General features: G+C 59.8%; 30 protein-coding genes. 14 read left to right on the top strand and 16 right to left on the bottom strand.

Going from position 1 to position 26,087, the window contains the following annotated elements; translation table 11 throughout:
- The first annotated feature begins 57 nt into the window (after positions 1-57).
- On the top strand, positions 58-645 hold the full coding sequence (locus K7431_RS04185; RefSeq protein ID WP_012724783.1) for a LysE family translocator: 588 nt from the start codon (positions 58-60) through the stop codon (positions 643-645).
- On the opposite strand, the gene K7431_RS04180 is transcribed toward K7431_RS04185, so the two are convergent.
- The 7 genes from K7431_RS04180 to K7431_RS04150 all read right to left on the bottom strand — a co-directional run bounded on the left by K7431_RS04180 (position 587) and on the right by K7431_RS04150 (position 7,451).
- A complete protein-coding gene (locus K7431_RS04180) occupies positions 587-1,480 on the bottom strand; it encodes an AraC family transcriptional regulator (protein WP_012724782.1) in 894 nt (297 codons plus the stop codon). The genes K7431_RS04185 and K7431_RS04180 overlap by 59 nt on opposite strands.
- Positions 1,481-1,668: 188 nt before the next feature.
- Positions 1,669-4,131 carry a TonB-dependent siderophore receptor gene (locus tag K7431_RS04175; protein ID WP_043205489.1) on the bottom strand — a complete coding sequence of 821 codons (2,463 nt, stop codon included), beginning with the start codon at positions 4,129-4,131 and terminating at the stop codon, positions 1,669-1,671.
- Positions 4,132-4,228: 97 nt separating this feature from the next.
- Complete coding sequence (locus K7431_RS04170; RefSeq protein WP_012724780.1) at positions 4,229-5,179, bottom strand: FecR domain-containing protein; 951 nt, start codon at positions 5,177-5,179, stop codon at positions 4,229-4,231.
- Positions 5,176-5,688, bottom strand: a complete 513-nt coding sequence (locus K7431_RS04165) for a sigma-70 family RNA polymerase sigma factor (RefSeq protein WP_043205488.1) — start codon at positions 5,686-5,688, stop codon at positions 5,176-5,178. The genes K7431_RS04170 and K7431_RS04165 overlap by 4 nt, the downstream gene beginning before the upstream one ends.
- Positions 5,689-5,875: 187 nt before the next feature.
- Complete coding sequence (locus K7431_RS04160; RefSeq protein WP_043206276.1) at positions 5,876-6,301, bottom strand: GNAT family N-acetyltransferase; 426 nt, start codon at positions 6,299-6,301, stop codon at positions 5,876-5,878.
- 73 nt (positions 6,302-6,374) lie between these two features.
- Positions 6,375-6,638: a hypothetical protein gene (locus K7431_RS04155; protein ID WP_043205487.1), complete on the bottom strand. Its 264-nt coding sequence runs from the start codon at positions 6,636-6,638 to the stop codon at positions 6,375-6,377.
- Positions 6,639-6,959: 321 nt separating this feature from the next.
- On the bottom strand, positions 6,960-7,451 hold the full coding sequence (locus tag K7431_RS04150) for a GNAT family N-acetyltransferase (RefSeq protein ID WP_012724776.1): 492 nt from the start codon (positions 7,449-7,451) through the stop codon (positions 6,960-6,962).
- Between the two features lie 240 nt (positions 7,452-7,691).
- Here K7431_RS04150 and K7431_RS04145 point away from each other — a divergent pair, with 240 nt between their 5' ends.
- From K7431_RS04145 to K7431_RS04135, 3 genes are all read left to right on the top strand, one after another.
- Complete coding sequence (locus K7431_RS04145) at positions 7,692-8,126, top strand: GNAT family N-acetyltransferase (protein WP_012724775.1); 435 nt, start codon at positions 7,692-7,694, stop codon at positions 8,124-8,126.
- A gap of 43 nt (positions 8,127-8,169) precedes the next feature.
- Complete coding sequence (locus tag K7431_RS04140) at positions 8,170-8,676, top strand: GNAT family N-acetyltransferase (protein WP_012724774.1); 507 nt, start codon at positions 8,170-8,172, stop codon at positions 8,674-8,676.
- Between the two features lie 68 nt (positions 8,677-8,744).
- Positions 8,745-9,074, top strand: coding sequence for a DHCW motif cupin fold protein (locus K7431_RS04135; protein ID WP_012724773.1), 330 nt, complete (start codon positions 8,745-8,747; stop codon positions 9,072-9,074).
- A gap of 28 nt (positions 9,075-9,102) precedes the next feature.
- On the opposite strand, the gene K7431_RS04130 is transcribed toward K7431_RS04135, so the two are convergent.
- Both K7431_RS04130 and K7431_RS04125 read right to left on the bottom strand, forming a co-directional pair.
- Positions 9,103-9,570: a copper chaperone PCu(A)C gene (locus K7431_RS04130; protein WP_012724772.1), complete on the bottom strand. Its 468-nt coding sequence runs from the start codon at positions 9,568-9,570 to the stop codon at positions 9,103-9,105.
- A complete protein-coding gene (locus K7431_RS04125) occupies positions 9,570-10,178 on the bottom strand; it encodes an SCO family protein (protein WP_012724771.1) in 609 nt (202 codons plus the stop codon). The genes K7431_RS04130 and K7431_RS04125 overlap by 1 nt, the downstream gene beginning before the upstream one ends.
- Positions 10,179-10,342: 164 nt before the next feature.
- Between K7431_RS04125 and K7431_RS04120 the strand changes: the two genes are divergently transcribed.
- The 4 genes from K7431_RS04120 (at position 10,343) to K7431_RS04105 (ending at position 12,933) form a co-directional block, all read left to right on the top strand.
- Complete coding sequence (locus K7431_RS04120; RefSeq protein ID WP_012724770.1) at positions 10,343-10,726, top strand: DUF2946 domain-containing protein; 384 nt, start codon at positions 10,343-10,345, stop codon at positions 10,724-10,726.
- Between the two features lie 62 nt (positions 10,727-10,788).
- The gene (locus K7431_RS04115) at positions 10,789-11,334 is read left to right on the top strand and encodes a putative natural product biosynthesis protein (RefSeq protein WP_012724769.1); all 546 of its coding nucleotides are present in this window, start codon (positions 10,789-10,791) and stop codon (positions 11,332-11,334) included.
- Between the two features lie 85 nt (positions 11,335-11,419).
- Positions 11,420-11,593, top strand: a complete 174-nt coding sequence (locus K7431_RS04110) for a hypothetical protein (RefSeq protein ID WP_012724768.1) — start codon at positions 11,420-11,422, stop codon at positions 11,591-11,593.
- Positions 11,594-11,670: 77 nt separating this feature from the next.
- Positions 11,671-12,933: a coproporphyrinogen III oxidase gene (locus K7431_RS04105; protein ID WP_012724767.1), complete on the top strand. Its 1,263-nt coding sequence runs from the start codon at positions 11,671-11,673 to the stop codon at positions 12,931-12,933.
- Positions 12,934-13,029: 96 nt separating this feature from the next.
- Here the strand turns inward: K7431_RS04105 and K7431_RS04100 are convergent, their stop codons facing one another.
- The gene (locus K7431_RS04100) at positions 13,030-13,308 is read right to left on the bottom strand and encodes a hypothetical protein (RefSeq protein ID WP_012724766.1); all 279 of its coding nucleotides are present in this window, start codon (positions 13,306-13,308) and stop codon (positions 13,030-13,032) included.
- A 65-nt stretch (positions 13,309-13,373) separates the two neighbouring features.
- Positions 13,374-13,850, bottom strand: a complete 477-nt coding sequence (locus K7431_RS04095; protein WP_012724765.1) for a hemerythrin domain-containing protein — start codon at positions 13,848-13,850, stop codon at positions 13,374-13,376.
- A gap of 256 nt (positions 13,851-14,106) precedes the next feature.
- Between K7431_RS04095 and K7431_RS04090 the strand changes: the two genes are divergently transcribed.
- Complete coding sequence (locus tag K7431_RS04090) at positions 14,107-14,313, top strand: PLDc N-terminal domain-containing protein (RefSeq protein WP_012724764.1); 207 nt, start codon at positions 14,107-14,109, stop codon at positions 14,311-14,313.
- 172 nt (positions 14,314-14,485) lie between these two features.
- Here K7431_RS04090 and K7431_RS04085 read toward each other — a convergent pair whose 3' ends face one another.
- Positions 14,486-15,049, bottom strand: a complete 564-nt coding sequence (locus K7431_RS04085) for a type 1 glutamine amidotransferase domain-containing protein (protein ID WP_012724763.1) — start codon at positions 15,047-15,049, stop codon at positions 14,486-14,488.
- Positions 15,050-15,252: 203 nt separating this feature from the next.
- Between K7431_RS04085 and K7431_RS04080 the strand changes: the two genes are divergently transcribed.
- Together K7431_RS04080 and K7431_RS04075 are read left to right on the top strand one after the other, a co-directional pair.
- Positions 15,253-15,465, top strand: a complete 213-nt coding sequence (locus K7431_RS04080; RefSeq protein ID WP_012724762.1) for a hypothetical protein — start codon at positions 15,253-15,255, stop codon at positions 15,463-15,465.
- A 2-nt stretch (positions 15,466-15,467) separates the two neighbouring features.
- Complete coding sequence (locus K7431_RS04075) at positions 15,468-15,902, top strand: hypothetical protein (protein ID WP_012724761.1); 435 nt, start codon at positions 15,468-15,470, stop codon at positions 15,900-15,902.
- 40 nt (positions 15,903-15,942) lie between these two features.
- On the opposite strand, the gene K7431_RS04070 is transcribed toward K7431_RS04075, so the two are convergent.
- Positions 15,943-16,728 carry a DeoR/GlpR family DNA-binding transcription regulator gene (locus tag K7431_RS04070; RefSeq protein ID WP_012724760.1) on the bottom strand — a complete coding sequence of 262 codons (786 nt, stop codon included), beginning with the start codon at positions 16,726-16,728 and terminating at the stop codon, positions 15,943-15,945.
- 121 nt (positions 16,729-16,849) lie between these two features.
- Here K7431_RS04070 and K7431_RS04065 point away from each other — a divergent pair, with 121 nt between their 5' ends.
- Complete coding sequence (locus K7431_RS04065; protein WP_012724759.1) at positions 16,850-18,010, top strand: alpha-hydroxy acid oxidase; 1,161 nt, start codon at positions 16,850-16,852, stop codon at positions 18,008-18,010.
- A 192-nt stretch (positions 18,011-18,202) separates the two neighbouring features.
- Here K7431_RS04065 and K7431_RS04060 read toward each other — a convergent pair whose 3' ends face one another.
- Positions 18,203-19,129, bottom strand: a complete 927-nt coding sequence (locus tag K7431_RS04060) for an alpha/beta hydrolase (RefSeq protein ID WP_012724758.1) — start codon at positions 19,127-19,129, stop codon at positions 18,203-18,205.
- 162 nt (positions 19,130-19,291) lie between these two features.
- Here K7431_RS04060 and K7431_RS04055 point away from each other — a divergent pair, with 162 nt between their 5' ends.
- Positions 19,292-20,137 (top strand): SDR family NAD(P)-dependent oxidoreductase, encoded by an 846-nt coding sequence (locus K7431_RS04055; RefSeq protein WP_012724757.1) that lies wholly within the window; start codon positions 19,292-19,294, stop codon positions 20,135-20,137.
- 32 nt (positions 20,138-20,169) lie between these two features.
- Positions 20,170-20,757, top strand: coding sequence for an NUDIX domain-containing protein (locus K7431_RS04050; protein WP_043205486.1), 588 nt, complete (start codon positions 20,170-20,172; stop codon positions 20,755-20,757).
- Positions 20,758-20,846: 89 nt separating this feature from the next.
- On the opposite strand, the gene K7431_RS04045 is transcribed toward K7431_RS04050, so the two are convergent.
- Positions 20,847-21,278 carry a hypothetical protein gene (locus tag K7431_RS04045; protein ID WP_012724755.1) on the bottom strand — a complete coding sequence of 144 codons (432 nt, stop codon included), beginning with the start codon at positions 21,276-21,278 and terminating at the stop codon, positions 20,847-20,849.
- Entirely contained in the window at positions 21,275-26,068 is a 4,794-nt protein-coding gene (locus K7431_RS04040; RefSeq protein WP_012724754.1) for an RHS repeat-associated core domain-containing protein, read from the bottom strand. Before K7431_RS04040 ends, K7431_RS04045 begins: the two co-directional genes overlap by 4 nt.
- Positions 26,069-26,087 lie beyond the last annotated feature (19 nt).

Raw genomic sequence — 26,087 nt, 5'->3', positions numbered from 1 at the left:
TGGCATTGCCCTCTACCGTGGTTCCTTCGTCACTTGTTCGAATAAAAAGGAACTGCAATGAGCTTGATCATTTCCATGGCCGCCTTCGCCCTGGCCACCTCCATCACGCCGGGTCCGGTCAATGTGGTTGCGCTGAGTTCGGGGGCGCGCTTCGGCTTTGTCGCCAGCCAGAAACACGTGTTCGGCGCTGCGGTGGGCTTCACGCTGCTGTTGGTGTTGATCGGCCTGGGCTTGCATGAAGTGCTGGTGCGCTGGCCGATATTGACCCAGTTGATCCAGTGGGGTGGGGTGGCCTTCCTGCTGTACATGGCCTGGAAGCTGGCGGTGGACGACGGCCGCCTGGACGCCGAGGGCACCGCCACGGCGCCGTCGATGCTCTATGGCGCGGTCATGCAATGGCTCAACCCGAAGGCCTGGCTGGCGTGCGTGGCGGGGATGGGCTTGTTTGTGGCGCAGGGCGATGCCGCGCAGGTCTGGCTGTTTGCGGCGATCTACCTGGTGATCTGCTACCTGTCGGTGGCGTGCTGGGCCTACGCGGGAACCTTTTTGCGCCGCTATCTCGGCGATGCTCGTGGCGTGAGGCTGTTCAACCGTTCAATGGCCGGGTTGCTGGTGGCCAGTGTGGGTTATTTATTGCTGGCTTGAGCAGCTCACGGTATTGCCCCGGCGTGGCGGCGAAATGCTGTTTGAACGTGCGCTGGAAATGCGCCTGGTCGGCGAAGCCTGCGGCCAGGGCCACGTCGGCGATCAGCTCGCCCTGGCGCAGTTGGGCGCGGGCGAACTGGATGCGCCGGTTCACCAGGAAGGCATGCGGGGTCAGCCCGTAATACTGCTTGAACGCGCGGATCAGATAAGACGGCGACAGCTCTGCCGCCAGGCAGATGTCTTCCAGTTTCAGCGCCTCGGTGCAGTGTTCGCGGATGTATTCAGCGGCGCGCTCAAGCTTATGGTTGACCTCACGCACAGGGGCCGGCGACGGGTTCAGGCGCTGCTGTACCTCACTGAAATAGCTCACCAGCGCGCTCTGTTTGTGCAGGAGTTCGGCGTGCTCATCCAACAGGATTGCGTACAGTTCGATCAAGCCGTTGTACAGCGCGCTGTCGCGTGTGTGCGGCGTGGTGAACGGGCGGTAGCCCTGATCGGTGCTGAAACCCAGCTGATGCTGTAAGTCGGTCAACCAGGGCGTGTCGAGGTAGAGCATGTGATACGACCAGGGCTGGTCGTGGATCGGGTTGCACGCGTGCACATCGCCGGGGTTCATCAACACCACGGTGCCGGCACAGATCTCGAACGTCTGCGCACCGTAGTGGTAATAGCTGCGGCCGGTGGTGATCGCACCGATGGAAAAGTGCTCGTGCGCGTGACGGGTATAGGTGACCTTGCGCCCGTCGGCGATGGTGCGGGCCTCGATAAAGGGCAGGTTGGGGTCGCGCCAGAAGCGTGGCGAATCCGCAGGGTGAGCAGTGACGTTCAGCGACATGGCAATGGTTCCATCCCGAGCAGGGGCGAGGCGTAATCATTACACAGCCTTGCGTTGAATCACCATGCCGGCGAGTTATGCATGCGGTATCACCCGTTTACCGACGTGCTCGTTCCTAGGGTCGTATCGGCCGGCAGTAGGTGGCTGAAACCAGCCACCGGGACAAGAAGTTGCGGCTGGCGGTGGGATCAGAAATCCCAGCGTGTCGCCAGTTGCAAGCTGCGCGGTTCGCCGTAGAAACCGGTGCCGAAGTTGCCAAGGCCGGTGTAATACTTTTTGTCGAACAGGTTCTTCACGTTCAGTGTGGTGCTCAGGTGCTCATTGACGCGATAGCGAGCCATGACATCCACCAGGTAGTAGCTGTCCTGGGTAATGCGCGCGTTGTGGCCGAAATTGACCGTGTCATTCGGGTCGGGCTGGAACACATTGCCGAAGAATTCACTCTGCCAGTTCACGCCGCCGCCCACGGTGACGTTCTCCAATGCGCCGGGCAGGCGATAGGTGCTGAACAGGCGCACCACCTGCTGCGGTGTGGTGGTTTGCAACACCGAGCTGTAGACGTAGCCGTCATTGGCATCGCGGGTGTGCTGGTAGGTATAGCCGGCCGAGAGGTTCCAGCCGTCCAGCACTTCGCCCGACAGTTCCGCTTCAAAGCCCTTGGTCGTGGCCCCGGCAATCGGGCGATACACCGAGTCGGTCTCGAAGCCCGAGACATACTCGGCCACGTTGTCCTGCTCGATACGGAACGCGGCAACGCTGGCATTCAGGCGGCCGTCGTAAAACGCCGCCTTGAGCCCGGCTTCATAGGTGTTGCCCTCGATCGGGTCGAGCAGCTTGCGGTCGGCGTCCTTGCTGGATTGCGGACGGTAGATCTGGGTGTAACTGGTGTACACCGACCAGGTGTCGTTGAGGTCGTAGACGATCCCGGCGTAGGGCGTGACCACGCCGCTCTGGCGGTAGGTGGTGTGGTTGTCGGGCTTGGCCGGGTCGTAGAAGTCGGTGCTGTCGGTGCCGCTGAACGTGCTCACGCGGGTGCCGAGGATCACCGACAGGTCATCGGTGGGTTTCAGGCGCGTGGCCAGGTAGGCACCGGTCTGGCGCTGCACGATATCGTTCTGGCCGCTGCGCGGGATGTCCGGTTTGGCGTATTCGCCGTGCCAGTCGAAAATGCTGCCGCCCACCGGTGGGTAGATCGAGCCGTACACCGGCACGTCCTGTTTCGAGCGGGTGGCCATGAAGCCCATGATCAATTCGTGCTCACGGCCAAACAGGCTGAACGGGCCGCTGAGGTTGATGTCCAGGGTGTTCTGCACCTGATCGCCCTTGTACTTGCCCATGAACATGTACATGTTCTCGCCGCTGACTGGGTCCGGGTTGCCGCCGCTGGCCGAGGCGAGCAGGGTGTCGTGCTGGCTGCGCTTGCGGTCGAGGCTGACCTTGAGCGACCAATCATTCGCCAGCGTGTGCTGCACCGAGGCGAAGAGCGTCTGGTTGTTGAAGTCGCGACGGCTCCAGTCGGCGGCCGGGTTGAACGAACGCGAGAAGTGTGTGCGTGAGCCGTCGCTGAAGTACATCGGGAACCCGGTCCAGCTGGCGCCACGGGAGCGCGTGTCCTGCTGGTCGATGCCGAACGTCAGCAGGGTATCGGACGTGAGGTCGGCCTCAAGGATTCCGTAGGCGATGTCCTTGGTGTGCTGGTAGTGGTCCAGGTACGACTGGCGGTCCTGGTACACGCCGACAAACCGCCCGCGTACGTTGCCGGACTCCGTCAGCGGGCCGGAGAGATCGCCTTCGGTGCGGTAATTGTCCCAGGAACCGAAGGTCTGGGTCACCGAGGCCTTGAACGTCGGCGTGGGCTTTTTGCGGATCAGGTTGACCGTGGCCGAAGGGTCGCCGGACCCGCTCAGCAGGCCAGCCGAGCCCTTGATGATCTCCAGGTGGTCGTACACCGCCATGTCGGTGCTGGTGGTGCCGTAGTCATACACGCCGTCGTAGGTAGAGTTGACACCGTCGTACTGGAAATTGGTGATCGGCAGGCCACGGCTGGAGAACTCCCAGCGCTCACTGTCGTAGTTCTGCACGCTCACGCCAGGGGCGCGGCGCAGGGTGTCGGCGATGCTGTTGGTGCCCTGGTCGTCCATTTGCTGGCGGGTGATCACGGTGACCGATTGCGGGGTTTCACGCATCGACAGCGGCAGGCCGGTGGCCGAGGCCATGGAGCCGGTGGTGTAGGCGTGGGTGTCTTCGGTGGTCGCGCCCAGGTCCTGGCCGGAGATCGTCGTGGCGCCCAGTTCCAGCGTGTCGCTGTCAGCCGGGATCAGCGCCAGCACGTAGCTATTGGTGCCTTGGGGCACGGCCTGCAGACCGCTGCCTTGCAACAGGCGCTGCAAGCCGGCCGCCGGGGTGTAGCTGCCATTCAAGCCAGGGCTGGTCTTGCCCGCGGCGAGGCTATTGTGGCCGGCGATGAAAATGCCCGACTGCTCGGCGAAGCGGTTCAACACACTGACCAGCGAGCCGGCGGCGATGCGATAAGAGCGCGCGGCTTCCTGGGTCGAGGGCGAGTCGGCGGCCTGCACCATCGGCGCGCCGAAGCAGAACAGCGAGGTGGCCAGCGCCAATGGGCGCAGCGCGAAGCGAGCAGGTTGCGACATGGATGTTTCCCTTTGGATCAAATCGATCGGCGAATTGAAGCGTCTGCAGGGTTAACCGAACGAGTTGTAGGAAAGGGAACTGGTGATTGAAAGTTTTTTACTTTGGCCTGACCGTAGCCCACCACGGCATCAGCCGGTCGACCCTCACCGGCAAGGCGGCTTGCAGCAGATGCAATGCGTGGTCGCTGTCCATCAGCGGGAATGAGCCCATCACGGGCAGATGGGCCACTGCCGGGTCACAGCCCAGGTGGCCGGGGCGATAACGGTTGAGTTCGGCGATCAACTGCCCCAGCGGCAGGTTATCCGCCAACAGCACGCCACGGCTCCAGGCCTCGCGCGCCGGGGAGGCCGATGCGGTGGGCGTGAAGCCGTCGCGAGTGAATGATACTTGCTGGCCCGCTTCGAGGATGCGCACGTGCTGGTCTTGGGTGGTGACCTGCACCCGGCCTTCGAAGACGTTCAGCTGGGTGTGATCGTTGCCTTGCAGCACGCTGAAACGGGTGCCCAGCGCTTGCATGCGGCCGTGCTCGGTCTCGACCAGGAACGGCCGGTTGGCGTCCTTGGCCGTGTCGATCAACACCTCGCCAAAGCGCAGGTGCAGCAAGCGTTGTGCCACATCAAAACGCACATCCAGCGCGCTCAACGCGTTCAGCCACACATGGCTGCCGTCGGCCAGCAGCGTATCGCGGGTCTCGCCGCTCGTGGTCGCGTAATCCGCGCTCCAGCCGCCCACCCGCCGGGGCAGGGCGGTGTTGCGCCAGGCGCCCCAGGCCAGCGTCGAACCGGCGCACAGCACCAGCAGGGTCTTGAGCGTCTGGCGCCGCGAACTGCGCAAGGCGCGGCTGGCGCCATGGGCTTGTTCCTGCAGCGGGGCAAACCGTTGGCTCACCCGCTGTACATACTGCCAGGCCTCCAGGTGTTCGGGGTTTTGCGCGACCCAGGCCTGCCAACGCAACTGCTCCAGCGCACCGCCTTGATCCTGCAGGCGCACATACCATTGCGCGGCCTGCTCCAGGCTGGCGTGGCTGAGCTTGCCCGGCGTGTTCATTGCACCAGCATCCCGTCGAGTTCGGCTTCCAGGATCGCGCAGTGCAACAGGGCCTGGGCCATGTACTTCTTGACCATGCGCTCGCCCACACCCAACTGCTCGGCGATTTGCTTGTAGGGCAGACCATGCAACTGGGCGAGCAGGAAGGCTTCGCTGACCTTCTTCGGCAGACGCGCGAGCATGGCGTCCACCTCCACCAGCGTCTCGACGATGATTGCCCGTTGCTCCGGCGACGGGTGCAGCGCTTCCGGCCGCTCGGCCAGGGTTTGCAGCCAGGCGCGTTCGAGCTGGCGACGGCGCCAATGGTCGATGCACAACCCGCGTGCGATGGTGGCCAGGTACGAGCGTTGGCGGACGGGGTCGGTCTCGGCCGGGGGGCGGCTGAGAATCCGGATAAACGTGTCATGGGCCAGGTCGGCGGCATCCCAACGGTCGTTCAAGCGCCGGCGCAGCAGGCCGAGCAGCCAACGGTGGTGGGTGCCGTAGAGGTGGGTAAAAGAGGTCGACACACTGCCCGTCCAGCTCAAAAAAGCGCGCAAATAAGAATTGGTCGCGATTAAAGCAAAGCGTTGCGCCGTGCGCAAATGATATTGGTTTGCAATCGTCGGGGTCTGCCTGTGCGCATTCAGGCTAAAACCGCGGCGTGTCCCGTTTGAGCCTGTCGACACGACGGACCGCTGCATCCCTCGTCGACTGTCACAGCGGTTTAGACAAAAACACCCGGCTGCTGCCCGCCGGTTCGCAGGGCACTTCACCGAATTTTACCCAGCCATGTTTCTCGTAAAACCCCGGGGCCTGGAAGCTGAGGGTATAGAGCACCGCATGGCGACAGCCACGGCGGCGGGCTTCGTTTTCGAAGGCTTGCAGCAACTCGCTGCCCAAGCCCGAACCACGCAGGTGTTCGGGCAGGTGGAAGAGGTCGAGGAAGGCCATGCCCAGCGTGGTTTTACCGGTGATGCCGCCGACGATCTGTGCCGTGATGGGGTCTTTGATCAGCACCGTCAGCGGCTGGCGATCGTTGAAACCGGTGATGGCCTCGTTGAAGGCCGCGAGGCTGCTGCCGAGGAGGTGCTCGGCTTCGGTGTTGGGTTGGTCGCTGATTTCTATCCGGTGTGGCGTCATCATAGGGCTTCTCGATGGATACCTTTTGGGCAGAAGGGGGCGGATAAGTACCGCCCCCCCATCGCCGGTTGCCTTAAGCGCGCTGCCATCCTCCCATATCATCGGCCCTGATCTCGAAATCTATCGCCTCGCGGTAAGGATCGCCAAGCGGCATAGGCCGGCCGTTGCCAGAGGCCTGGGTGGGTTGCCAGGTTTGCGTGTTCGGATCGAATACTTCTGCATCCTCCCCGGCCGTCTGGTCGAGAGGGTTGTGCCGTGGATGGTCGTTATCGATCCGGTCTGTGTTGAAGGCCGGGGGCATCGGAGCGTAGGGCGAGAAACCGTTGATTGAAGACATGACTGCACCTCTTTGATAGGCAATTGAAGGCCCGCCAGACGCTGGTTCGGCGGAGTGCTTCGCAGGCTACCGAGGCCTTCAGAGGCATTCAACGAGGTGTTTTGGGGTGGATGTAACGGGTTAAAACCGGCATTGAGCACATTCATAACATCAGCTGCCTGGCTGTCAGGCGAGGTCTGTGTTCGCTCGCGATGTTTCAGGTTTTGCGTCAGAAAAGGCGACGCCGATCCGTTTTTTGCTTATCGGCAGACAGCAGCCGGTTGAACCGGATGCCCACCGTTAGATGTCTAGACACATAAATCAGGCCACAACGGTGACCGTCTAAAGCGCCATCACCATTTCATGCCACGCCATCCCGCCATGATCGGAAGGCGAAGGTCGTGTGTATTGATAGCCCATGCGCTCGTACAGGGACACATGCTGTTCCTTGCACATCAAGTGAATCGTCTGCTTGCCCAGCGCCCGCATGCGGGCCACAAACTCAGTCATCAATACCTTGGAATACCCTTTGCCCTGATGCGCCGGATCGACCACCACCGACATGATCACCACATTCGGCGCCTCGGCCGAATGGCCCACCAACTCCTTGAACGCCTCGTCCGACATCACCACGTCATGGGCACAGCCGCAGTTGATGAAACCCACCACCTCACCGTCGGCCTCCAGGATCAAAAAACCTTGCGGGTATTGCGCAATCCGCGTGGCGATCTTTTCCAGGGTCGCGGCTTCGTCGCCTTCGTAGGCACTGATCTCGATTTCAAAGCAACGGGCGGCGTCGGCGGGGAGGGCGTTGCGGAAGCTGAGGGCGGGCATGGTATTTCCTGAGGCATTAAGCGAAGGCCACATCATAAAGAAACATCACTTGCCTGGCACTGAAACGCTATCTTCGGTGGGCGCTGTCGAATCGTCGCACCGTCCCGTTGGACTGCTCAGCAGTCCCATTTTTGGGGCCGCTTCGCGGCCTAACGGGACCAAGCTCCCTCGCCACAGGTAAAGTGTTCGCCCTTGACTGACTCGCATTAGGTCAATCCCGCTCCGACAAGGTTTCACGCCATGCCCAGCATTCGCATCATGACCCCGACCGACTACGACGCCGTTCTCCACCTCATGCAACATACCCCCGGTATCTCTCTGCGCGACGCCGACTCCCGTGACGCCACCGAGCGTTATCTTGCGCGCAACCCTGGCTTGAGTTTTGTCGCCGAAGCCGAAGGCCGGTTAATCGCTTGCGTAATGTGCGGCCACGACGGGCGTCGTGGTTACCTGCAGCATTTGCTGGTACTGCCAGACTATCGTCGCCAGGGTATTGCGCAGGCGCTAACGCAACGCTGCCTCGACGCACTGGAGCTGTTGGGCATCCACAAATGCCACCTCGACGTGTTCAAGACCAACACCCACGCCGCCCGCTATTGGCAAGGTCAGGGTTGGAGCCTGCGCACCGATATCGACCGCTATTCCTTCACCCGCCCCGGTGACGAAAACGCCTAGGGCATGCGTTAATGGCACGATGATTTCATGGAAGGAAATTGACATGCTGGAGATCAAACGGGCCACCTCGCAGGATGCCCAAATAGCGTTCGACATCCGCTTGCGGGCCATCCGCAGCCAATGCATTGGCGCCTATACGCACGAGCAAATGATGATGTGGACGCGGGGTAAAGCCGAAGACGGCTACAGCACCCTGATGGATAAACTGTTTTACCTGGGCTGGGTGCAGGGACAGCCGGTAGTCACCGGAATGCTTGACCTGGACAACCACGAAGTGGGCGCACTGTTTGTATTGCCTGGGTTTACCGGCTGCGGATATGGCAAGGCGATGCTGGATCATCTTGAGAATGTTGCGCGGGAACTGGCTATTGAAGAGGTGGTGCTGGATGCGACCTTGAACGCAGCGGGTTTCTATCGGGCGTGCGGGTATGTGGGGGATGAGCAGGCGATTTATCACTCGCCATCGGGGTTGGCGTTGGCGTGTATTGCAATGACAAAACCACTGAACAGCAGTGCAGGCAGGATACCTGTATCCCACAAAAGCGCTTGATCTGTGTCTATCGCCCGCGGCTCCAAGTGGCTAGCCTCAAGCCCCGTTAAACAACCACCGAGCCCGACATGGATCTGACTGCCGTCCCCTTTGGCACCACCGACTGGTCCACGGTCGAACCTGTGATTCACCCAGGTGTCACCGGCAACGCGCTGTGGCGCACCTGCCACTTCGGCACTACCCGCGTGCGCATGGTCGAATACACCCCCGGCTACCTGGCGGATCATTGGTGCTGGCGAGGGCATGTGCTGTTGTGCCTGGAAGGCCAATTGCACACGGAACTGGAAGATGGCCGCCAGTTCATCCTGACGGCCGGAATGAGTTACCAGGTGGGCGATGACATGGAAGGCCATCGTTCATCGACGAGCGTTGGGGCGAAGCTGTTTATTGTCGATTGAGGTGGCGAGCAGTGTGGCGAGCAGTGCATCAGTGCATCTTGCTGTGGTCCATCCCATCCAGGCCACGCGCCGGCGCGTTCACTTCAATCGCCTGTTTCTCACCCTTGGCGTTTTGCACGGTCAGGGTCAGCGGCACCTGGTCGCCTTCCTTGATCTGGCCCGTCAGGCCCATCAGCATCACGTGGTAACCGTTGGGGTCGAGGGTCACCGCTTTGCCCGCAGGCAGGGCCACCGAGTCCACCGGGCCCATGCGCATCACGTCGTCCTTCATGCTCATTTCATGGATCTGCACGTCCTTGGCCACCGGCGAGGTCACGCTCAGCAACTGGCTGTCGGTGTCGGCGGTGACGGTCATGAACGCACCGCTGGACGGTTGGCCCGGCACGCTGGCGCGCACCCACGCGTCGGTCACTTGCACCTGGGCGCTGGCGTGCGCCGCAAGGCCCAGCAGGGTCATGCCGATAAGGGTGCGTTTGAGGTGTTGAACGGCAGTCATTAGCAGACCTCCATGACGGTGAGCAGGTCTTCTGCGCACTCTTTAGCGGTAAGGGATGCCTGCAGGCCCAGGCGCAGGTTGCCACGCGTATCGAACACGAAACTGGTGGCTGTGTGGGACAGGGTGTAGGTGTCGCCGGCGGGGATCTTTTCATAAAAGATCCCGAACTCCTTGGCGGCGACGGCGATTTCTTCCGGGGTGCCGTACAGCGCTTCGAAGCTGGGGTCGAAGGCCTTGACGTACCTGTCGAGGATCTCTGGCGTGTCGCGCTCCGGGTCCAGGGTGATAAACACCACTTGCATGATTTCACCGTCGCGGCCCATCAGCTTCTTGGCCTGGGCGGCGCGCGCCAGGGTGGTCGGGCACACGGCCGGGCACTGGGTGAAACCGAAGAACACCACCGGCATCAGGCCTCGGAACGAGCTCAGGGTGACGGTTTCGCCGGCGGTGTTCTTGAGCTTGAAGGTGCGGCCCATGATCTTGTCGCTCAAGTCCTTGCCGTACTTGAAATTCAGCTTGGGGCTGTAGTCACAGCCGCCCAGCAGGCCGCCCAGGCCCAACAGGCCCATACCGGTCAGCACTTTGCGGCGGGTGAATAACGTACTCATCAACGGTGCATCCTGTGAAACGCCTGCATTGCTCTGGATCGACACATCAGGCTTTGAGGGCGCCCAGTCTACCAACCCTGGGAAGCGCACGTAATCTGCGACGTTCTGCCACAGGGGCATGCCGCGCTTCATCCTTTTGCGGCGCTGGTGGTAGAGTCGCCGCCATGAAATTGAGCCACCCCGACCGTTCGCTGATCGCCTGGGCCCTGTACTTCTGCGTGCTGATGAACCTGTTCGCCTGCGGTTTGGGGCATGGGCAGATGACGGGGCAGGCACTCAATGGCATCGGCGGGGCGTTCTGTTCGGTGGACGGCAAGCAGGCGCCACTTTCCGACAAAGGGTTGGGCAGCCCGGCTTCCAGCAACATCTCGAACTACTTTGCCTGCCCGGTATGCAACGCCGTGACCGTTGCGCTGGTGTTCCTGATCGGCCTCGCCTGGCTGCTGGGCCTGGGGCAAACCCCGCGCCCGGCCCATGAACGGCGTAACAAGGCGCCGCCGCGATACCTCTGGCCCTCGGCCAACCCCCGCGCATCCCCCGCATTCTGACGTGTGCCTTGGGCCTCCTGAGACCAGGAGGCGTTCTATCGTCACGACTGTGAGTACATTTCATGCACCCCTTATTGCCTGCAGGCGCCTGCCGCCTGGTCAGCAAGGCGTCCCGTCGTCTGCGCGCGGAACCCACGCCGCCGGACTACCCCAGCAACTCGCGTAGCTTCGTGCATCTGGATGCACGCCTGCTGCCGTATTGGCACAGCCTGTTCGACCTCTGCCCGGCGCTGCTAAAACTCGACCCGCCCGAGGGCCTGAACCTGTTCCGCAGTTTCATGACTTGGGCGTATCGCAACCGTCCGCCGTTGGATTGGACCTATCACCTGAACGTCTGTCGCTGGCTGCTGGGCTCGCCGTACCGTGCGCAGATCGACGATGAACCGATCGAGGCATTCATGGCCGCTGCGGCTGCCGGATGGGTCAATGCCGATCAGAGTGAGGCCCATGGCGTGGTGCTGGCCTGGCAGGGCATGCGCGTATTCGATTGGAAAGGCGCCCCGTTCAAGGACACCGAACATCAGGTGCTGCCGGCGCCGTTATGGGATTTCGCCTGGTGCCCGTTGACAGACCGAGGCGAATTCAGTGGTTGGTTGCGCGTGCCATGAGAGGCGCTTGATCGACATCAAGGTCGCTCGGCGTGCGGGCCTGCATTAGTGGGCTCCCCACGGCGGGCCCTTCTGCGAGGCCATCATGCTTTACCTGCTGTTTTTGCTGGCTCACCTGTTCGCGGCGCTGATCTTTATCGGCACGGTGTTTTTCGAAGTACTGATCCTCGCCGCCAGTGTGCTGCTGCACTTGAGCCTGTTCGCCCACATGGTCGCGATTGTGCTGTTGGCCAAAAGCATGTTTTACCTCAGCGGGTAAAGCCCTTGATGCATATCAAGGTGCGCCGTGGCGTCGCACCGGACAATGACGGACCGTCGCCGGCCCCGGAGCCCGTCATGCACACCGTCATTCCTCTCGTACGTGCGCGCCACGATCAAGGTGTACTGGACCCGAATGAGCAGGCCGATGTCCGCAGGTTTCACGCGGGCATCGGCTCCCTCGACGTATTGCGTGCATTGCGCAGCAGTCGCCAACGGCAACGCCCGCTGGCCTTGACCCTGCACTGGCCGGCCAGCACCCCCAGCGATGCTTACCGGCGCAGCCTGGCCCAGGAGATTCATTTGATCGGCTGCCACCTCGGCAGCCGCCAGCCGGTGGACTACCTCCAGTGGCGCGGGGCAGCGCCGATTGGCGATGTGCAAGCGCTCATGACCCCTCTGCTTGAACGTTTGCACTTCCATGAGCATGACCGCGGCGACTACGGCATCGACCTCGACCCTCGCCACACCGATTGGGCCGGCGTCGGCCTGCTGCGCGACCTTGGGTTCAACCGCATGTGCATTGGTGTGCCCGATGCGCGTGCCGAGGATGCCTATTCCCAGGCGTACTACCGCGACCCGGCGCCGATCCAATCGTTGATCGATGCGGCGCGCACCTTTGACTTTCGCTCGGTCAGTGTCGACCTGGGCTATGGGAGCGCCTGGCAGACCTTGGCCAGTTTCGAGCTGAAACTGGCCAGCCTGATCGCCCTGGAACCGGACCGCCTGCAGGTGTTCGACTACGCCCGGCCGCCAAGCCGTTACCTGGCGCAATCGCCCTCGGCGCTGTGCAACGCGGCGGATAAAACCGCCATGCGCCAGCTGTGCTACGAACACCTGGACGCAGCGGGTTACCACTACATCGGCCTGGGCCAGTTTGCCCGTGGCGACGATGACCTCACCCAGGCCCAGGAGCGCGGTCGGCTGAGTCGCACCTGCGAAGGTTTTACCCTGCACGGTTACTGCGACCATATCGGGCTGGGCCTGGGCGCCATCAGCCAGATCGACACGCTGTGCGCGCAGAACGCCACGGACGAACATGTCTACGCACAGGCGTTGGAGAACGGCCAACTCGCCACCTGCCAGGGCTGGCAACGCGACGCGGGCGATGCACTGCGCGACTGCGTAGTGGAACGCCTGGCCTGTGACCTGGAACTGGACATCCAGGGCATCGAGCGGCGATACGGCGTGATCTTCGCACGCTACTTCTCATCGATCTGGCCGCTGCTGGAAGAGTGGAACCGTGATGGCCTGATTGAATTGTCGGCACAGTTCCTGTGTGTCCTGCCAGCCGGGCGTACCCAGGTGGATAGATTGTGCCGGTTGTTCGAAGCGCCCTAGCAGGCCTCATCAGTGGCCCAGATGCTCAGCAGCACGTAATGCCGTGGTGAGGCAGCAAGCTCCCTCGCCACGGGTGGGGGGGCTCCCTTTAGAGCATCAGCTGCCTGAACGGGGTTTTTCCTGGGGGGCTTTTTGGCGGTCGACAGGCTGAGCGGTTTTGGCCGGCTGCTTGTCGGGCGCTTTGGTTTTTTTGGCGCTGTCGGAGGGGCTGCTGGGGTAGGTCCCCGGCGGCAGGGCGGAACCGGCGGCGCTGTCACCGCTCAAGGCGTTGGCGGCAGTCTCGGGGTTATCGCCGAAGGCGGCGAGGGCAGGGCCGGTGAGCAAGGCTGACAGGCCGACGATAAGCAAAATCCGTTGGGACGATGTGGTCTTCATGACGCAATCCCCTATCGTGATGGATCAAAAGCCTGGAAAACCTCCAGGCTCTGGTCATGCCGCGATCAAGCCGCCATTGGCTTGGTCGACTGCGACTTTTTATGCGCTGCTTTCATGGCTTCCATCTCAGCGCCCAACTCTTCAAGCAACGCCTTGCCCAGCAGTTTTTTAGCCTGCGGGAACATGTCGGTTTCCTCTTCTTCAATATGGTGCTCGAGCAGCTCCTTGACCACTTTGACGCGGCCGGAAAACTCGGTTGTCGAGGGCTCGGTCTGTTTCAGGTCCGGCAGCACCAGGGCGTCGACGGTGCGGTGCTCTTCCTTGGCCTCGTGGTACATGATGTCTTGTTCCTTGCCGCCCGCCTTCCGGAAGGCCGGGTAGAGGATTTCTTCTTCCAGCTTAGTGTGCAGGCTGATTTCCGCTTCGAGCTTGGCCAGCAGCTCAGTGCGCTTTTTAACCCCGCGCTCGGTGGACTCACTCAGTTGAGTCAACAGGGCCTTCACGCGTTCGTGGTCGGCTTTGAGCAGGTCAATGGCATTCATGGGTGACACCTCACGGGAAAACTCAGGGCGCGTCGACATGCACGCCTCGTCCAGTGGAGTAGTGCATCAGCTGTACCAACTTGAGCTTTTTGAAATCGTGTTGTAATTCAATGGGCTACCGATGATGAGCAACAGTGCCTGTCGTGCAGGTTGCATGGTGGGCCCCAAGACGCGTTGCATTCCACCACGTCGGAAAATTTTAATGAACCCTCGGCGCCGATGCTTGACCTAACGCATACGACCTAGGAGGTGAAGCATGGAAATTCAATATATCTGGATCGGCTTGGCGGTGATTCTGCTGCTGTTGGAATTGTGGGCAATCAATGTCGTCCTGCGCAGCACCGGGGGCTGGGAGACTAAGGGGCTGTGGCTGGTGATTCTGATCTTTGTGCCGCTGCTTGGCCTGATCGCCTGGGCGATGTTCGGGCCTAAACGCGAGATGCCGGAGCAGCGTAAGAGTTAATCCATAAGTGAAAAAAAACAGGCGCCATCGAGGCTAATACCAGTCAATTAAGGGCAAACACTGTACCTGTGGCGAGGGAGCAAGCTCCCTCGCCACAGGTTATTTTTTACCCTTTCTACGTTTTAACGGACTGGCATTACGCGATCGAGGCGTCTGTTTTCGTTCAGCGGCGTTATGAACCGGCGACGGCCTTGGCAATCGCCTGGTTGAAGGCCGGCAGGTCATCCGGCGTGCGCGACGTAATCAACGTCCAACCGTTGGCCTGACATTCCTTCACCTCGGCATCGACCCACCCGGCAGCGCCAGCGTTTTCCAGGTCAATGCGGACGCTTTTGTAGGAAGTGAGGGTTTTGCCCTTGATCACGCCGGCGTCAATCAGCGCCCACGGGCCGTGACAGATCGCCGCCACGGTTTTACCCGCTTTGACGAACTCATTGATCAGCTTCAACGCGGTCGTATCTTGACGCAGAGTGTCGGCGTTGACGGTGCCGCCGGGGATCACCAACGCATCGAAATCCGCACCCGAGAGCTCGGACAGTTTGGCGTCGGACTCTACGGTCTGGTCCTTCTCGGTGTCGCCGACGAAGGTTTGAGTGGTGCCGCCATCGCTGGAGCCGTGTGTCACCGTCGCGCCATAGCCACGCAATGCTTCCAACGGTTTGAGCAGTTCGTCGCGCTCGATGCCGGTGTTGGACGTGATGACCAGAATCTTTTTGCCGTTGAGGTGTGAACTCATGATCGAGTGTCTCCTGATGGGTGAACGAAAGAGGGGATATGGGAGAGTTGATTGGGCTCAAGAGGCAAAGGTTTAAATTAATTTGCGCTTATTTCTTGGACGGTTGGCGCGCGCAATTTCCTTGAACTATCCAAATTCACTGAGTTCTGCTGAACACCTGCCCGCGTTTTTTTCGTGGGCCTTCAATGACTTGGAGATAGACCATGACCACCGACAAAACCCCTGCGCCGATCAGTTCTGAAGAGGCTCAGAAAGGCACGGAAAAACCCGCCAAGGGCCAGACCCTGGAACGCCCGAACCCGAAGACCGAAACCGTCGATAAAGTCCTCACGCCCACCTCGATCAAAGACATCGAACGCCAGACGGATGCGATCAACGAACAGGCCGCCAAGGCCGAGCGCAAGCTGGGCCACTGAGCATGGCCCGTGCTATCAGCGCCTCGGAGTTGGGCATTGAACTCAAGCCCGACGATGACGCCAGCCTGTTCAAGTGGTTTGTGGCCAGTTTTCTGATGGGCAAGCGCATCCAGGCACCGATTGCCGCGCAGGCGTACAAGGTGATCGTCGAGGAGGAGGGGCGCGACACTGCGCGCAAGTTGCAGCATTGCACCTCGCGGGAATTGGTCACGATGCTGGGGCGTGCCCATTACGTGCGCTATGACGAAACCACCGCGCAGCGCCTGTTGGATCTGAGTGCCAAATTGAACGCTGAGTACGCCGGTCGGATCACGCGGATGCGCAGTGCCAGCGAAGACCGTGAAGCCTTTGAAAAACGCCTGGGCGAATTCGAAGGCGTGGGGCCTAAAACCATCGAGATTTTCATGCGCGATGCAGCCAAGGTGTTGCGCTGGTGAAGGGTGCCGTCAGTCCAGGGCCGACACACTACTGTTTTGCTCACTCAACCTCTACCCGCAGCACCTCCAACCCTAATTGCTCATACGCCTCCACACTCGGCACGTGCCACTCGGTAATCAATGTGTGAATGCGGCTGCACGGCGCCACCACAAAGGGTTCCACCGCGCCGAGTTTGTCGGCCATGGTCACCGCCACCACGTGGGAGGCGCTGTCGAGCAGGGCTTGTTTGACCGCCACTTCATCAAAATGCAGCGAGCTGATACCGACTTGCGGGTGCAGCGCGCAGACACCGGTAAACAGCAGGTCGGCCTTGATGCTCTGGATCATGCGCACGGTCTCTTGGCCGCTGGTGGAAAGGGTCGCCGGGTTGAGTTGGCCACCCGTCAGTATCACCTTCACATCGGGATGGTCGGCCAAGGCGATCGCGATCATGGGCGACGGTGTGACCACGGTCAGGCGCATTGAACGGGGCAATGACTGGGCGATCTGCAACGTGGTGGAGCCGGAATCGAACAGCACGATCTGGCCCTCTTCCACGCGTTCAGCGGCCAGTCGTGCGAGGCGGCGCTTGGCCTCGTTGGTCTCGCCGACACGGGTGAAGAAGTCTTTGCCGGTGTCCTTCGGTCGGGGCAGGGCGCCGCCGTGCACACGTTGCAACAGGCCGGCGGCAGCGAGCTCGCCGAGGTCACGGCGAATGGTGTCCTGGGACACGGCGAAGTGTTCGACCAATTCCGACGCGGTAACTTTGCCGTCGCGTTCCAGCAGCAACAGGATCTTTTGTTTGCGCAAAGAAGGCAGGTCGATGGCGTGATGAGTGTTATGCATTTTTTTGCGTCTTTATGCGGTTTTCTGCGAGATTAGACGCGCCCCGATATAAACGCAATGGCTGGTTGCACGGCCGATGGGCGGTTACTCTCAGCATTCAGTTCAGGGAGAGGTGACCTAGATGTCGTTGATTACCACCATCGAAGACTTACGCAAGCTGGCGCAAAAACGTGTCCCACGCATGTTCTACGACTACGCCGATTCCGGCTCCTGGACTGAGAGCACCTACCGCGCCAACGAAAGCGATTTTGCCCGCATAAAATTCCGCCAGCGCGTGGCGCGCAATATCGATGAGCGCTCAATCCGCGCCACAATGATCGGCCAGGACGTGGCCATGCCGGTGGCGTTGGCACCGACCGGATTGGCCGGTATGCAGCATGCCGATGGCGAGATCCTGACTGCCCGTGCCGCCGCCGCGTTCGGCCTGCGCTACACCTTGTCGACCATGAGCATCTGCTCTCTGGAAGACATCGCCGAACAGGTTGGCCAGCCGTTCTGGTTCCAACTGTATGTGATGCGCGACCGCGCCTTTGTCGAACAATTGATCGAACGTGCCAAAGCTGCCGGTGTGGACGCATTGGTGCTGACCCTCGACCTGCAGATCCTCGGGCAACGCCACAAAGACCTGATCAACGGCCTGTCGGCGCCGCCCAAACTGACCCTGCCGAATATCCTCAACATGGCCACCAAGCCGCGTTGGGTGATGGGCATGCTCGGCACCCAGCGGCGTGGCTTTGGCAACATTGTCGGGCATGTCAAAGGTGTCGCCGACATGAGTTCGCTCTCTTCCTGGACGGCCCAGCAATTCGACCCCCGCCTGAGCTGGGACGACGTGGCGTGGATCAAGCAATGCTGGGGTGGCAAGTTGATCATCAAGGGCATCCTCGATGTGGAAGACGCGCGCCTGGCGGCGAACTCCGGCGCCGATGCACTGGTGGTGAGCAACCACGGCGGCCGTCAGCTGGATGGAGCACCGTCGAGCATCAGCCAGTTGCCGGCGATTGTGGAGGCAGTGGGTGAGCGCATTGAAGTGTGGCTCGATGGTGGCATTCGTTCCGGTCAGGATGTGCTCAAGGCGATGGCGTTGGGCGCCAAAGGCACCATGATCGGTCGAGCGCATTTGTATGGCTTGGGTGCGATGGGCGAAGCGGGTGTGACCAAGGCGCTTCAGATCATCGCCCGTGAGTTGGACGTGTCGATGGCGTTGTGTGGGTATAACGATATACGCGATGTGAATCGCGAGATTTTATTGCCGGGTACATTTCCTGAAAGCGTTTATTGAGCAAAAAAAACGTAAAAATATAAAAAGAGTTGTCCACGAAAACCGTGGGTATCTCTGTGGATAACTTTGCGAAGCCCCGGCAGGGTTGGCGATTTAAGCCGAGATCAATATTTGATCAACTTCTGATTTGGCCCAGCATGGGCTGGGTTTGCGCTTGACAGGCAAGCGCGAACCCAGTGCCGAAAAGCGTTTTTATGAGTCGCCGCTGCGACCTGTGGAGTGCGTAACCACCTGGGCCGGCATCTTCGCTTGCATCAGTTTTTCCAATGCCTGGCCATAGCTGCGACCGGCGAGGCTCATGCTGTTGTTATGGCTGGCGCCGGGCACCAGTAACAGCCGTTTGGGTTCCCGGGCGGCTTCAAATAACTGTTGGCTGAAGCGCGGCGGTACGTAGCGGTCGTCGAGGCCATGCACCACCAGCAGTGGCATATGGATGTCGGCAATCTTGTCAATGGAATCGAATTTCTGCGACAGCAGCCAGCGCACCGGTAGAGAGGTGTTCGCTACGGCGGTGGCCACATCCGCCAGCGAGGTAAAGGTGGATTCGATCACCAGCCCGCGTACGGGCAACGGCATCTGTTTACCCAGTTCTGCAGCCAGGTCGATGGCCACCGCGCCACCGAGCGAGTGCCCGTAGATCAGGCGTTTTTGCGGATCGGGTTGCAGCACCTGGAAACGCTCCCAGGCGATACGCGCGTCTTCGTACACCGTGGTTTCCGACGGCAGCTCGCCGCGGCTTTGGCCGAAACCACGATAGTCGATGGCCAGCACCGAGTAGCCCAGCGCATGCAATTGCTCGATGCGAAACAGCTGCCCTGTGAGGTTCCAGCGTACGCCGTGCAGGTAGAGAATCGCAGGTGCGTCCTTGTTGTCCGCCGGGTACCACCAGCCATGAATGTTCTGCCCCGATTTGAGACTGGCGGGCTTGAGTTCGAATTCCTGCACGGCCTTGGGCAAGCCGCTGTACCAACTGGCGGTGCCCGGTTCGATGCGAAATACCAGCTCGCGCTCCTTGTGTTGCAGCATCGCGCAACCCACCGGCAGGCCGACGATCAACAGTGCCATGCACAGCAGGGGAAACCAGCGCAGGCTCAGGCGCGACAGAAAACGTGAAGACATGAAGGTTCCTGGAAAAAGGTGAAGCAGGGGTTTTACCAGATGGCTTGCAGAGGCAGGAATTAATTCGACAGCCGTCCACCGGGATTGCTTGCAAAGTGTTACAGCATTGAACAAACGGTGCACGGGTTGTTAGGGTGGGCAGCCGAACAGGAGAGCAAGCACATGGATTTCACAGGCAAAACCGCTATCGTCACCGGCGGTGCACGCGGGCTGGGACTCAGCTATGCACGGGCACTGGCCCTGGGCGGTGCGCGCGTGGTGATCAGTGATATCGGCGCCGACACTGCCGGTGCAGGCAGCGATGCGTCGGTGGTTCTGGCAGCGGCCGAGGCCTTGCAGGCCGAAGGGCTGACGGTGATCGGCCACGGGGGTGACCTGTCCACGAACGAGGGCTGCGAGCAACTGATTGCGTATACCCTCGAGGCATTCGGCCAACTCGATATCCTGATCCACAACGCCGGCTGGGTGGGTTACCAGAACATCGCAGACCTCGACGCCGCGTTCCTTGAGCGTGCCATGGCGATCAACCTCTACGCGCCGCTGTGGCTGTGCAAGCACGCCTGGCCGCACCTGCTGCACTCATCGGCGCCGCGCATCATCCTCACCACCTCCGACCGCGCCATGTACGCGCAGTACGAGCAAACCGGCCTGGTGGCCTACAGCGCCGGCAAGATGGCGCAATTAGGGATCATGAACGCGTTGAGTCATGAAGGCTTGGATGCGGGGATCAAAGTCAATGCGATCTCGCCGGTGGCCAAGACCCGCATGTGGGGTGTGACTGACGAGCCGGATGAACTCAAGCCGGAGTGGGTGACGCCGGGCGTGCTGTTTCTCGCCTCGACGCAGTGCGAAGACACGGGTTACATCGTGCGGGCCAGCAATGGGCAATTCACGGCCACGCGGTTTACGGAAAATCCTGGTGTGGAATACCCGCGCAACCTGGCCCGCATCAAAGCGGACAGTGCTGAAGCCGTCGCCGCCGCCTGGCCGCGTATCAAACAAGCGTGAAAACGATCACTCCCTTGAGTAAAGACCCCACCATGGACAACAGCACCGTTCGCATCACCGCCGAAGAGACGCTTTCGGAAAACTGGTACCTGCTGAAAAAGTACAGCTTCGACCTGCGCCGCCGCGACGGCAGTTGGCAAGCCCAAACCCGCGAGGTGTACGACCGCGGCAACGGCGCGACCATCCTGCTGTACAACCGCGAGCAGCGCACGGTGCTGCTGATTCGCCAGTTTCGCATGCCCACGTTCGTCAACGATTACCACGGCTACCTGATCGAAGCGGCGGCCGGCTTGCTCGACAATGCCAGCCCCGAAGAGCGGATCCGCCTGGAAGCGGAAGAAGAAACCGGCTACCGCGTGGGGCACGTGGAGAAGATCTATGCGGCCTTCATGAGCCCCGGGTCGGTGACGGAGCGGATTCACTTTTTCATGGGTGAATACCAACCGGGTGACCGGGTTGGGACTGGCGGTGGCTTGGAAGAAGAGGGCGAAGATATCGAAGTGCTGGAGCTGGGCTTTGAAGAGGCTTTGGCAAAGGTGCAAAACGGCGAGATTGCCGATGGCAAGACCATCATGCTGTTGCAGCATCTGGAATTGCGGATGCTTAAAGAAGGCTGGTAACCCCGCCTATTGGTGTGTGAACACGATCTGTAGTGAGCAGGCTTGCCCTGCGCTGGGCTGCGAAGCAGCCCAAAATCACCCGCTCACAATCAGTCAGTGTCGTCGCTCGAGCCTAAGGGCTCAGGTCGGTGGGCACCTATAGACACTATCCATTCTTCATAAAATTTTTGTTGTTCCCGTGGGTCGTTTGTCAGGTTGTACTCCTCATGTTCAAATATATGAACCAAGTCTTCGCGTGTTGTGCGTTTTCCAAGTGTTAACTCATATGCAACCATTCCTCCGCTCATTTGTGAGGCCATACTTGAAGGCCTCACATTTATTTTGGCGCCTTTGCAAAGGAATTTTATATGAGGAAAATCAATTCTGATTTTGGCCAGGCAAAGATACATGTCGTCTGCGGTATATGTTTTTTCGAAATTATCTGCCTCGGAGAATTTAAGTTTTGTACGTGAAGAGTCATATTGAAACGTGACGTATTGTTCTACGTTATTTATTATTGCTTTGACTTTTTTTGTTTTCATTTTACTTTCCTGTTCGGGTTCGGAATTGAATAGCCCACGTAGCCCCCGTCTCGCCTCATAGGGGTTACGCCCAATATATTTTCTGTGTCAATTTTACTTTGTATGGCAATTTCTGCCTCGTTGTCAAAAGGTGCTAATTTTCCAAGCTCTTTGTTTATGTCTCGACCAGGGATTTTTTTCAATGCGTAAAGAAATCCTTTTCGTGTTCCATATCTAGTCGCGAAATCGATCGCGGTAATCTTAGATGGCGAGGTACTTATGAAGTTGCTCGGAGGGTTGTTGCTGTCGAGTGCGTGCAAGTATAAGTCATTGCTATTTCCCTTGCTTTTGAATCCATGTTGAAAGACATGATCTGGATTTTTGTGGTCTCCGCGATATAGGTATTCGGTGCTAGCACCCTTAGGTGGCCTAGGTTCTCCCTTGTCCACGGATGTTGTTTCCGTGGTAAGAGCAGCTTCAGTTTTTGGCTTGCAACCATCTCTGCCAGGACATGAGCTTAATCCTAATGGATCAACCCATCCTGTCGGGTTTGGCACGTACTGGTACGCATTGATCCCTCCCGTCAGCTTCACCGGGTCCGGCGTCAGGTACCGACCAATATCCGGATGGTAGTAGCGATGGCGGTTGTAGTGCAGTCCGCTTTCTTGGTCAAAGTACTGGCCTTGAAAGCGCAGCGGGTTGTCGATTTTCCCTATGTCGAGCCGGGTGATTTCGCCGTACGCACGGTAGTGCGCGGACCAGACGATTTCTCCGTCGGCGGCGGTGAGTTCCTGCGGGGTGCCGAGGTGGTCGAGTTGATAGTGGTAAGCCTTGGTTTCCTTTGGGCCGAAGCCTTCCAGTAGAGCCAGTGGACGAAAGCTGTCCGGTTCATAGAGGTAGCTGCGGTGTCGCTCCGCGTGGTGTTCGGCGATGAGCGTGTCGCCTTTCCAGAAGAACTCGGTGGTTACGTCGCCGACGGTTTTGCTGATGCGGCGGCCAAACGGGTCGTACCGGTAGCTGGCAGTTTGGCCGTTGGGTTTTTTAGTACCGATCAGCCGATGCTGACAGTCGTAACGGTATTCGGTGACAAGTCGATGACCTTTACCGCGGCGTTCGCGGATGAGGTTGCCGAAGGCGTCGTAGTCGTATTGGTGGTCGCCTTGGATCATCAGGCGGTTGCCCGCCACGATGTCGGGGCCGGGGCGGTTTTGCATGAGCAGGTTGCCGGCGGGGTCGTGGCCGAAGCGTTCTTGCTCGCCTTGGGAGTGGTCGGCGCGAGTGAGGCGGCTTAGTGGGTCGTAGTGGTAGTGGTGCTCGCCTTTGCGAGTGTCGAGCAGGCGGGTGAGGTTGCCGGATTTGTCGTAGTCGTAGTGGCGGCGGTACACCGGGCCTTCGGCATCGCCGATGCTTTGGTTGAACAGGCGTCCCTGGTGGTCGTGTTGGTAAGTGCTGAGCAGTTTGCCTTGGGTACGTTGTTGTTCGCGGTCTGCGTTGAATTGGTGCGAGGTCAGAACCGCGCCATTCAGTTCAACGGTGGAAAGGTGGCCGCCTTTGTCGTGGTTGAAGGTGAGGCGGTTGTTGTCGGGCAGGCGCAGGTTTGTTAGTTGGCCGCAGGCGTCGTAGCCGTAGCGCAGGGTTCCCCAGCCTTGGTGTTCGGCTGTAAGGCGGTTTTGGACGTCGTATTCGTAGGCTAAAAACCAATTACCATCGTCAACGCTGAGGAGATTGCCCTGGCGGTCGTAGGCATAGTTGACAGAGTTTCCATCAGGCAGGGTTTTTCTTACGAGCCGACCGGCATGGTCGCGCTCGTAGCGGGTAACCAACTGACTGCCGTCATCACCGTGTTCGGTCTTTTCCTGAAGGTTGCCGTTGAGGTCGTAAACGTAGGCCGTGCGCTGGCCGTCAAACCCGGTTTCCTGCTGGATCAGGCCGTTGCTGTGGTACTGGAGTCGATAGGTTTCGCCAACCTCGTTTTCGATCTCGGTCAGCAACAAACGCACGTTGTCGTAGCGGTAGTTGACCTGGCTGCCATCGGCGTTGAGGCGACGGCTGATCAGGTGCAGGCCGTCGGCGTATTCGTAGCGGGTGATGTTCCCCAGTTCATCGCGTTCGGAAGTGATTTTTCCGTAGGGGTTGTAGGTATATTTACGCGTGTCGCCGCTCGGCAAGACGATTTGGACTAACCGCCCAACGTCGTTCCACTCAAATTGTGTGAGCGCACCGTGCTCATCTTCTTGGGAGATTTTTCGGCCAAGATCGTCATAGCGATAACGCTTGATCCCGCCATTCGGACACTGCTCCTCAAGCAACTGCCCACGCTCATTCCAAACCAACGTCTGACAGCTGTGATCCGGATACCAAACCCCAACCAGTTGCCCATATTTGTTGTAGCTGTAGTCAGTAGCGTTGCCGTCAGGATCGGTCCTGCGAATGACATCGCCCTGATCATTGCGCTCATACTTCCAAACCGCTTCACCACGCCGCACAACCCTTACGAACCCGTTGTCATGCTCGTAGGTCGTCGGCTCATCCTCTCCCGGAAACAACGCCACCAAGCGTGCAGCGTCGTCGTACTGATACGCCTTCACCGCTCCCAGCGGGTCCTGCTCAACCGTCAGCCGGCCTTTTTCATCGTAGGATTTAAAATGCTCGGCACCATCAGGATCCACCCGCTGCACCAGCCGCGCCCGCTGGTCATGGACATAGATTTCCTGACTACCATCCGCGTTAAAAACCGTGACCTGCCCGTTGTCATCCCAGGCATACCGCGTGTCCATCTGCGAAAAGCTGGCCCAATGCCGCACACACCGCGCCGCCTTGCCTGCCTGTTCCCACTCCCAGTAGAAACTCGCCCCACCGGCCAAACCACGCTCAAGAATGACGTGCTGTTCGTCGTACCGATAAACCTCGCTTTCGCCGACAGCATTGGTCGCAGAAACCAGTCGCCCAGCACCGTCATACGCGTAGGAAACAACGGTCTGTTCCGTCACCCAAACATACGGACCCTCATCGACGATGCGTTGAATTTGGTAGTCCACCGCCACGATCCGACCCGACGCATAACGCAAAAACAGCGAGCGCCCCACACCGTTATCCAGCCGCTCAATGCGTCCCAAAAAATCCCGGGCAATACGCAGCCGGTTGTCATACGCATCGCTGATCGCCGTCAGCGCACCGTCGCGAAAGTGGTAGAACCGTGACGACTGAGCCAGCACCAACTCATCGGGGACAGCACCCAGATAAATCGCCGCTTCAGCCAGGCTATTGGTGATTGCGGGGCGAGAAACGGAAGGCAAGGGCAGGGTGGTCGACCGATTCTCATGATCGGTCCAAACAACCGAGTTGCCGGAAACAGCAAGCCGATGCGCCAGCGAGTGACTCCAGCCAAACCCCAACCCGCAATCCACTTCCACCGCACTGGTGCGGTACAACCGCGTCCACTCAAACGGTAAAACCCCGTCCAGCGCCCCATCGGTCAGCGTCAGCAGTTCCTCGCCGGTGACCATGGACACCGGGCAACCGTTAGTGGCCGTTTTATCCGAGAAAGCCGCCGCATCCCCGTTGGGGTTACGAGCAGAAGCAGGCACGTCATCCACAGGCTCTTGCCGAACCAACACCGTCCGCTGCTTGGCCTTGTCCCGAACCACCGGCACCGGGTTGGCAACCACTTGATCCCCAGCCTTCAACGGCACATCCGGAATCGTCTTGATCGTCGTTGCCTGGCTACTGAGCAATATCGGCTTAGCCACTTGCGTGTGATCATCCGCACGAAACTTCCCGAACTGCCCAGCCATGTGCTCCAACCATCTGCGCGCACGCTGAGACTTGATGCTGCCCAGCACCTTCGTACCGATGCGCACCGCCATCCCCATCCCGGCGGTAGCGAGACACAGCACCACATTGATCAATACTTCGGCGCTGATTTCCCCCAGCAACTCGTTCATGTAGGGCGGCGGCAACATCCGCATCCAACTGACCATTGCCGACAGATAGACGAACAACAGCGGCTCATCGCTCAGCACCATCAAGCCCTTTGCAAGGCTTTCGGTACCGAGCTTCAACAGCTTTTCAAATTCATCCTGGGACAGGTAATGCAGCAGTTTTTCGGCATGCCCCAATGGGTCCAAAAACCACTGCAGCATCTGCTGAATGTTGTCCCAGAGTGAGTACAGCGCCTCACCAAACCCGCGTGCGTAGCCTTGATGCAGTGAGAGGTAGCGCTTGAGAACGTTGGCCTCGGAATAGCCCTTCCACAACGGTTCGAAGGTGGTGCCCCATTCACCGCGCAGCCAGCCTTCCAGCGGCTCGATAACCGACTGGTAAGAGGCGTACAACGCCTTGAAATGCGCTGTGGACACGTTGGGGTAGAAGCTGACCCGGTACTGCTGGTTGCGATCACATTCCGTGATTTCGAGAATGCCGCTGGGGCCGATGGTCTTATGGAGGGGGTCGCCCAGCGGGCCACCCTTGGGGTCGATGCGTTGCAGCATCACTGGCGTATTGCCAATGGGCACGAATCGAGCGCTCTGGAACATATGCACCAGGGTCAACGTGCCGTTGGCCTGGCAGGTTGCGGTGGTGGTGCTGGGAAACAGGGAGTGGTTGATCGGCGCGACCAGCGCCACGTCATGTCCAACCTTGAAGACTTGCTCGATATCCAGCGCCGAAAAGCTGAAAAAGCTCTCCGCCCAGGCGTCGTAGTGATTGAGGCAGCGCTTGAAGTCGCTGATCACGGAGTCGACGTCTCGCGTTTTTGAATCCAGGGCGGCCAGTACCAAAAAACCAATGGTTTGGCTGGTCAATTCGATCATGAGGCCGCCCCATCAACCG

Source organism: Pseudomonas fluorescens group sp., from assembly GCF_020093335.1.
GTDB lineage: Bacteria > Pseudomonadota > Gammaproteobacteria > Pseudomonadales > Pseudomonadaceae > Aquipseudomonas > Aquipseudomonas petroselini.
The sequence above is the reverse complement of the archived record's forward strand: the minus strand, read 5'-3'. Positions and strand labels throughout refer to the sequence as shown.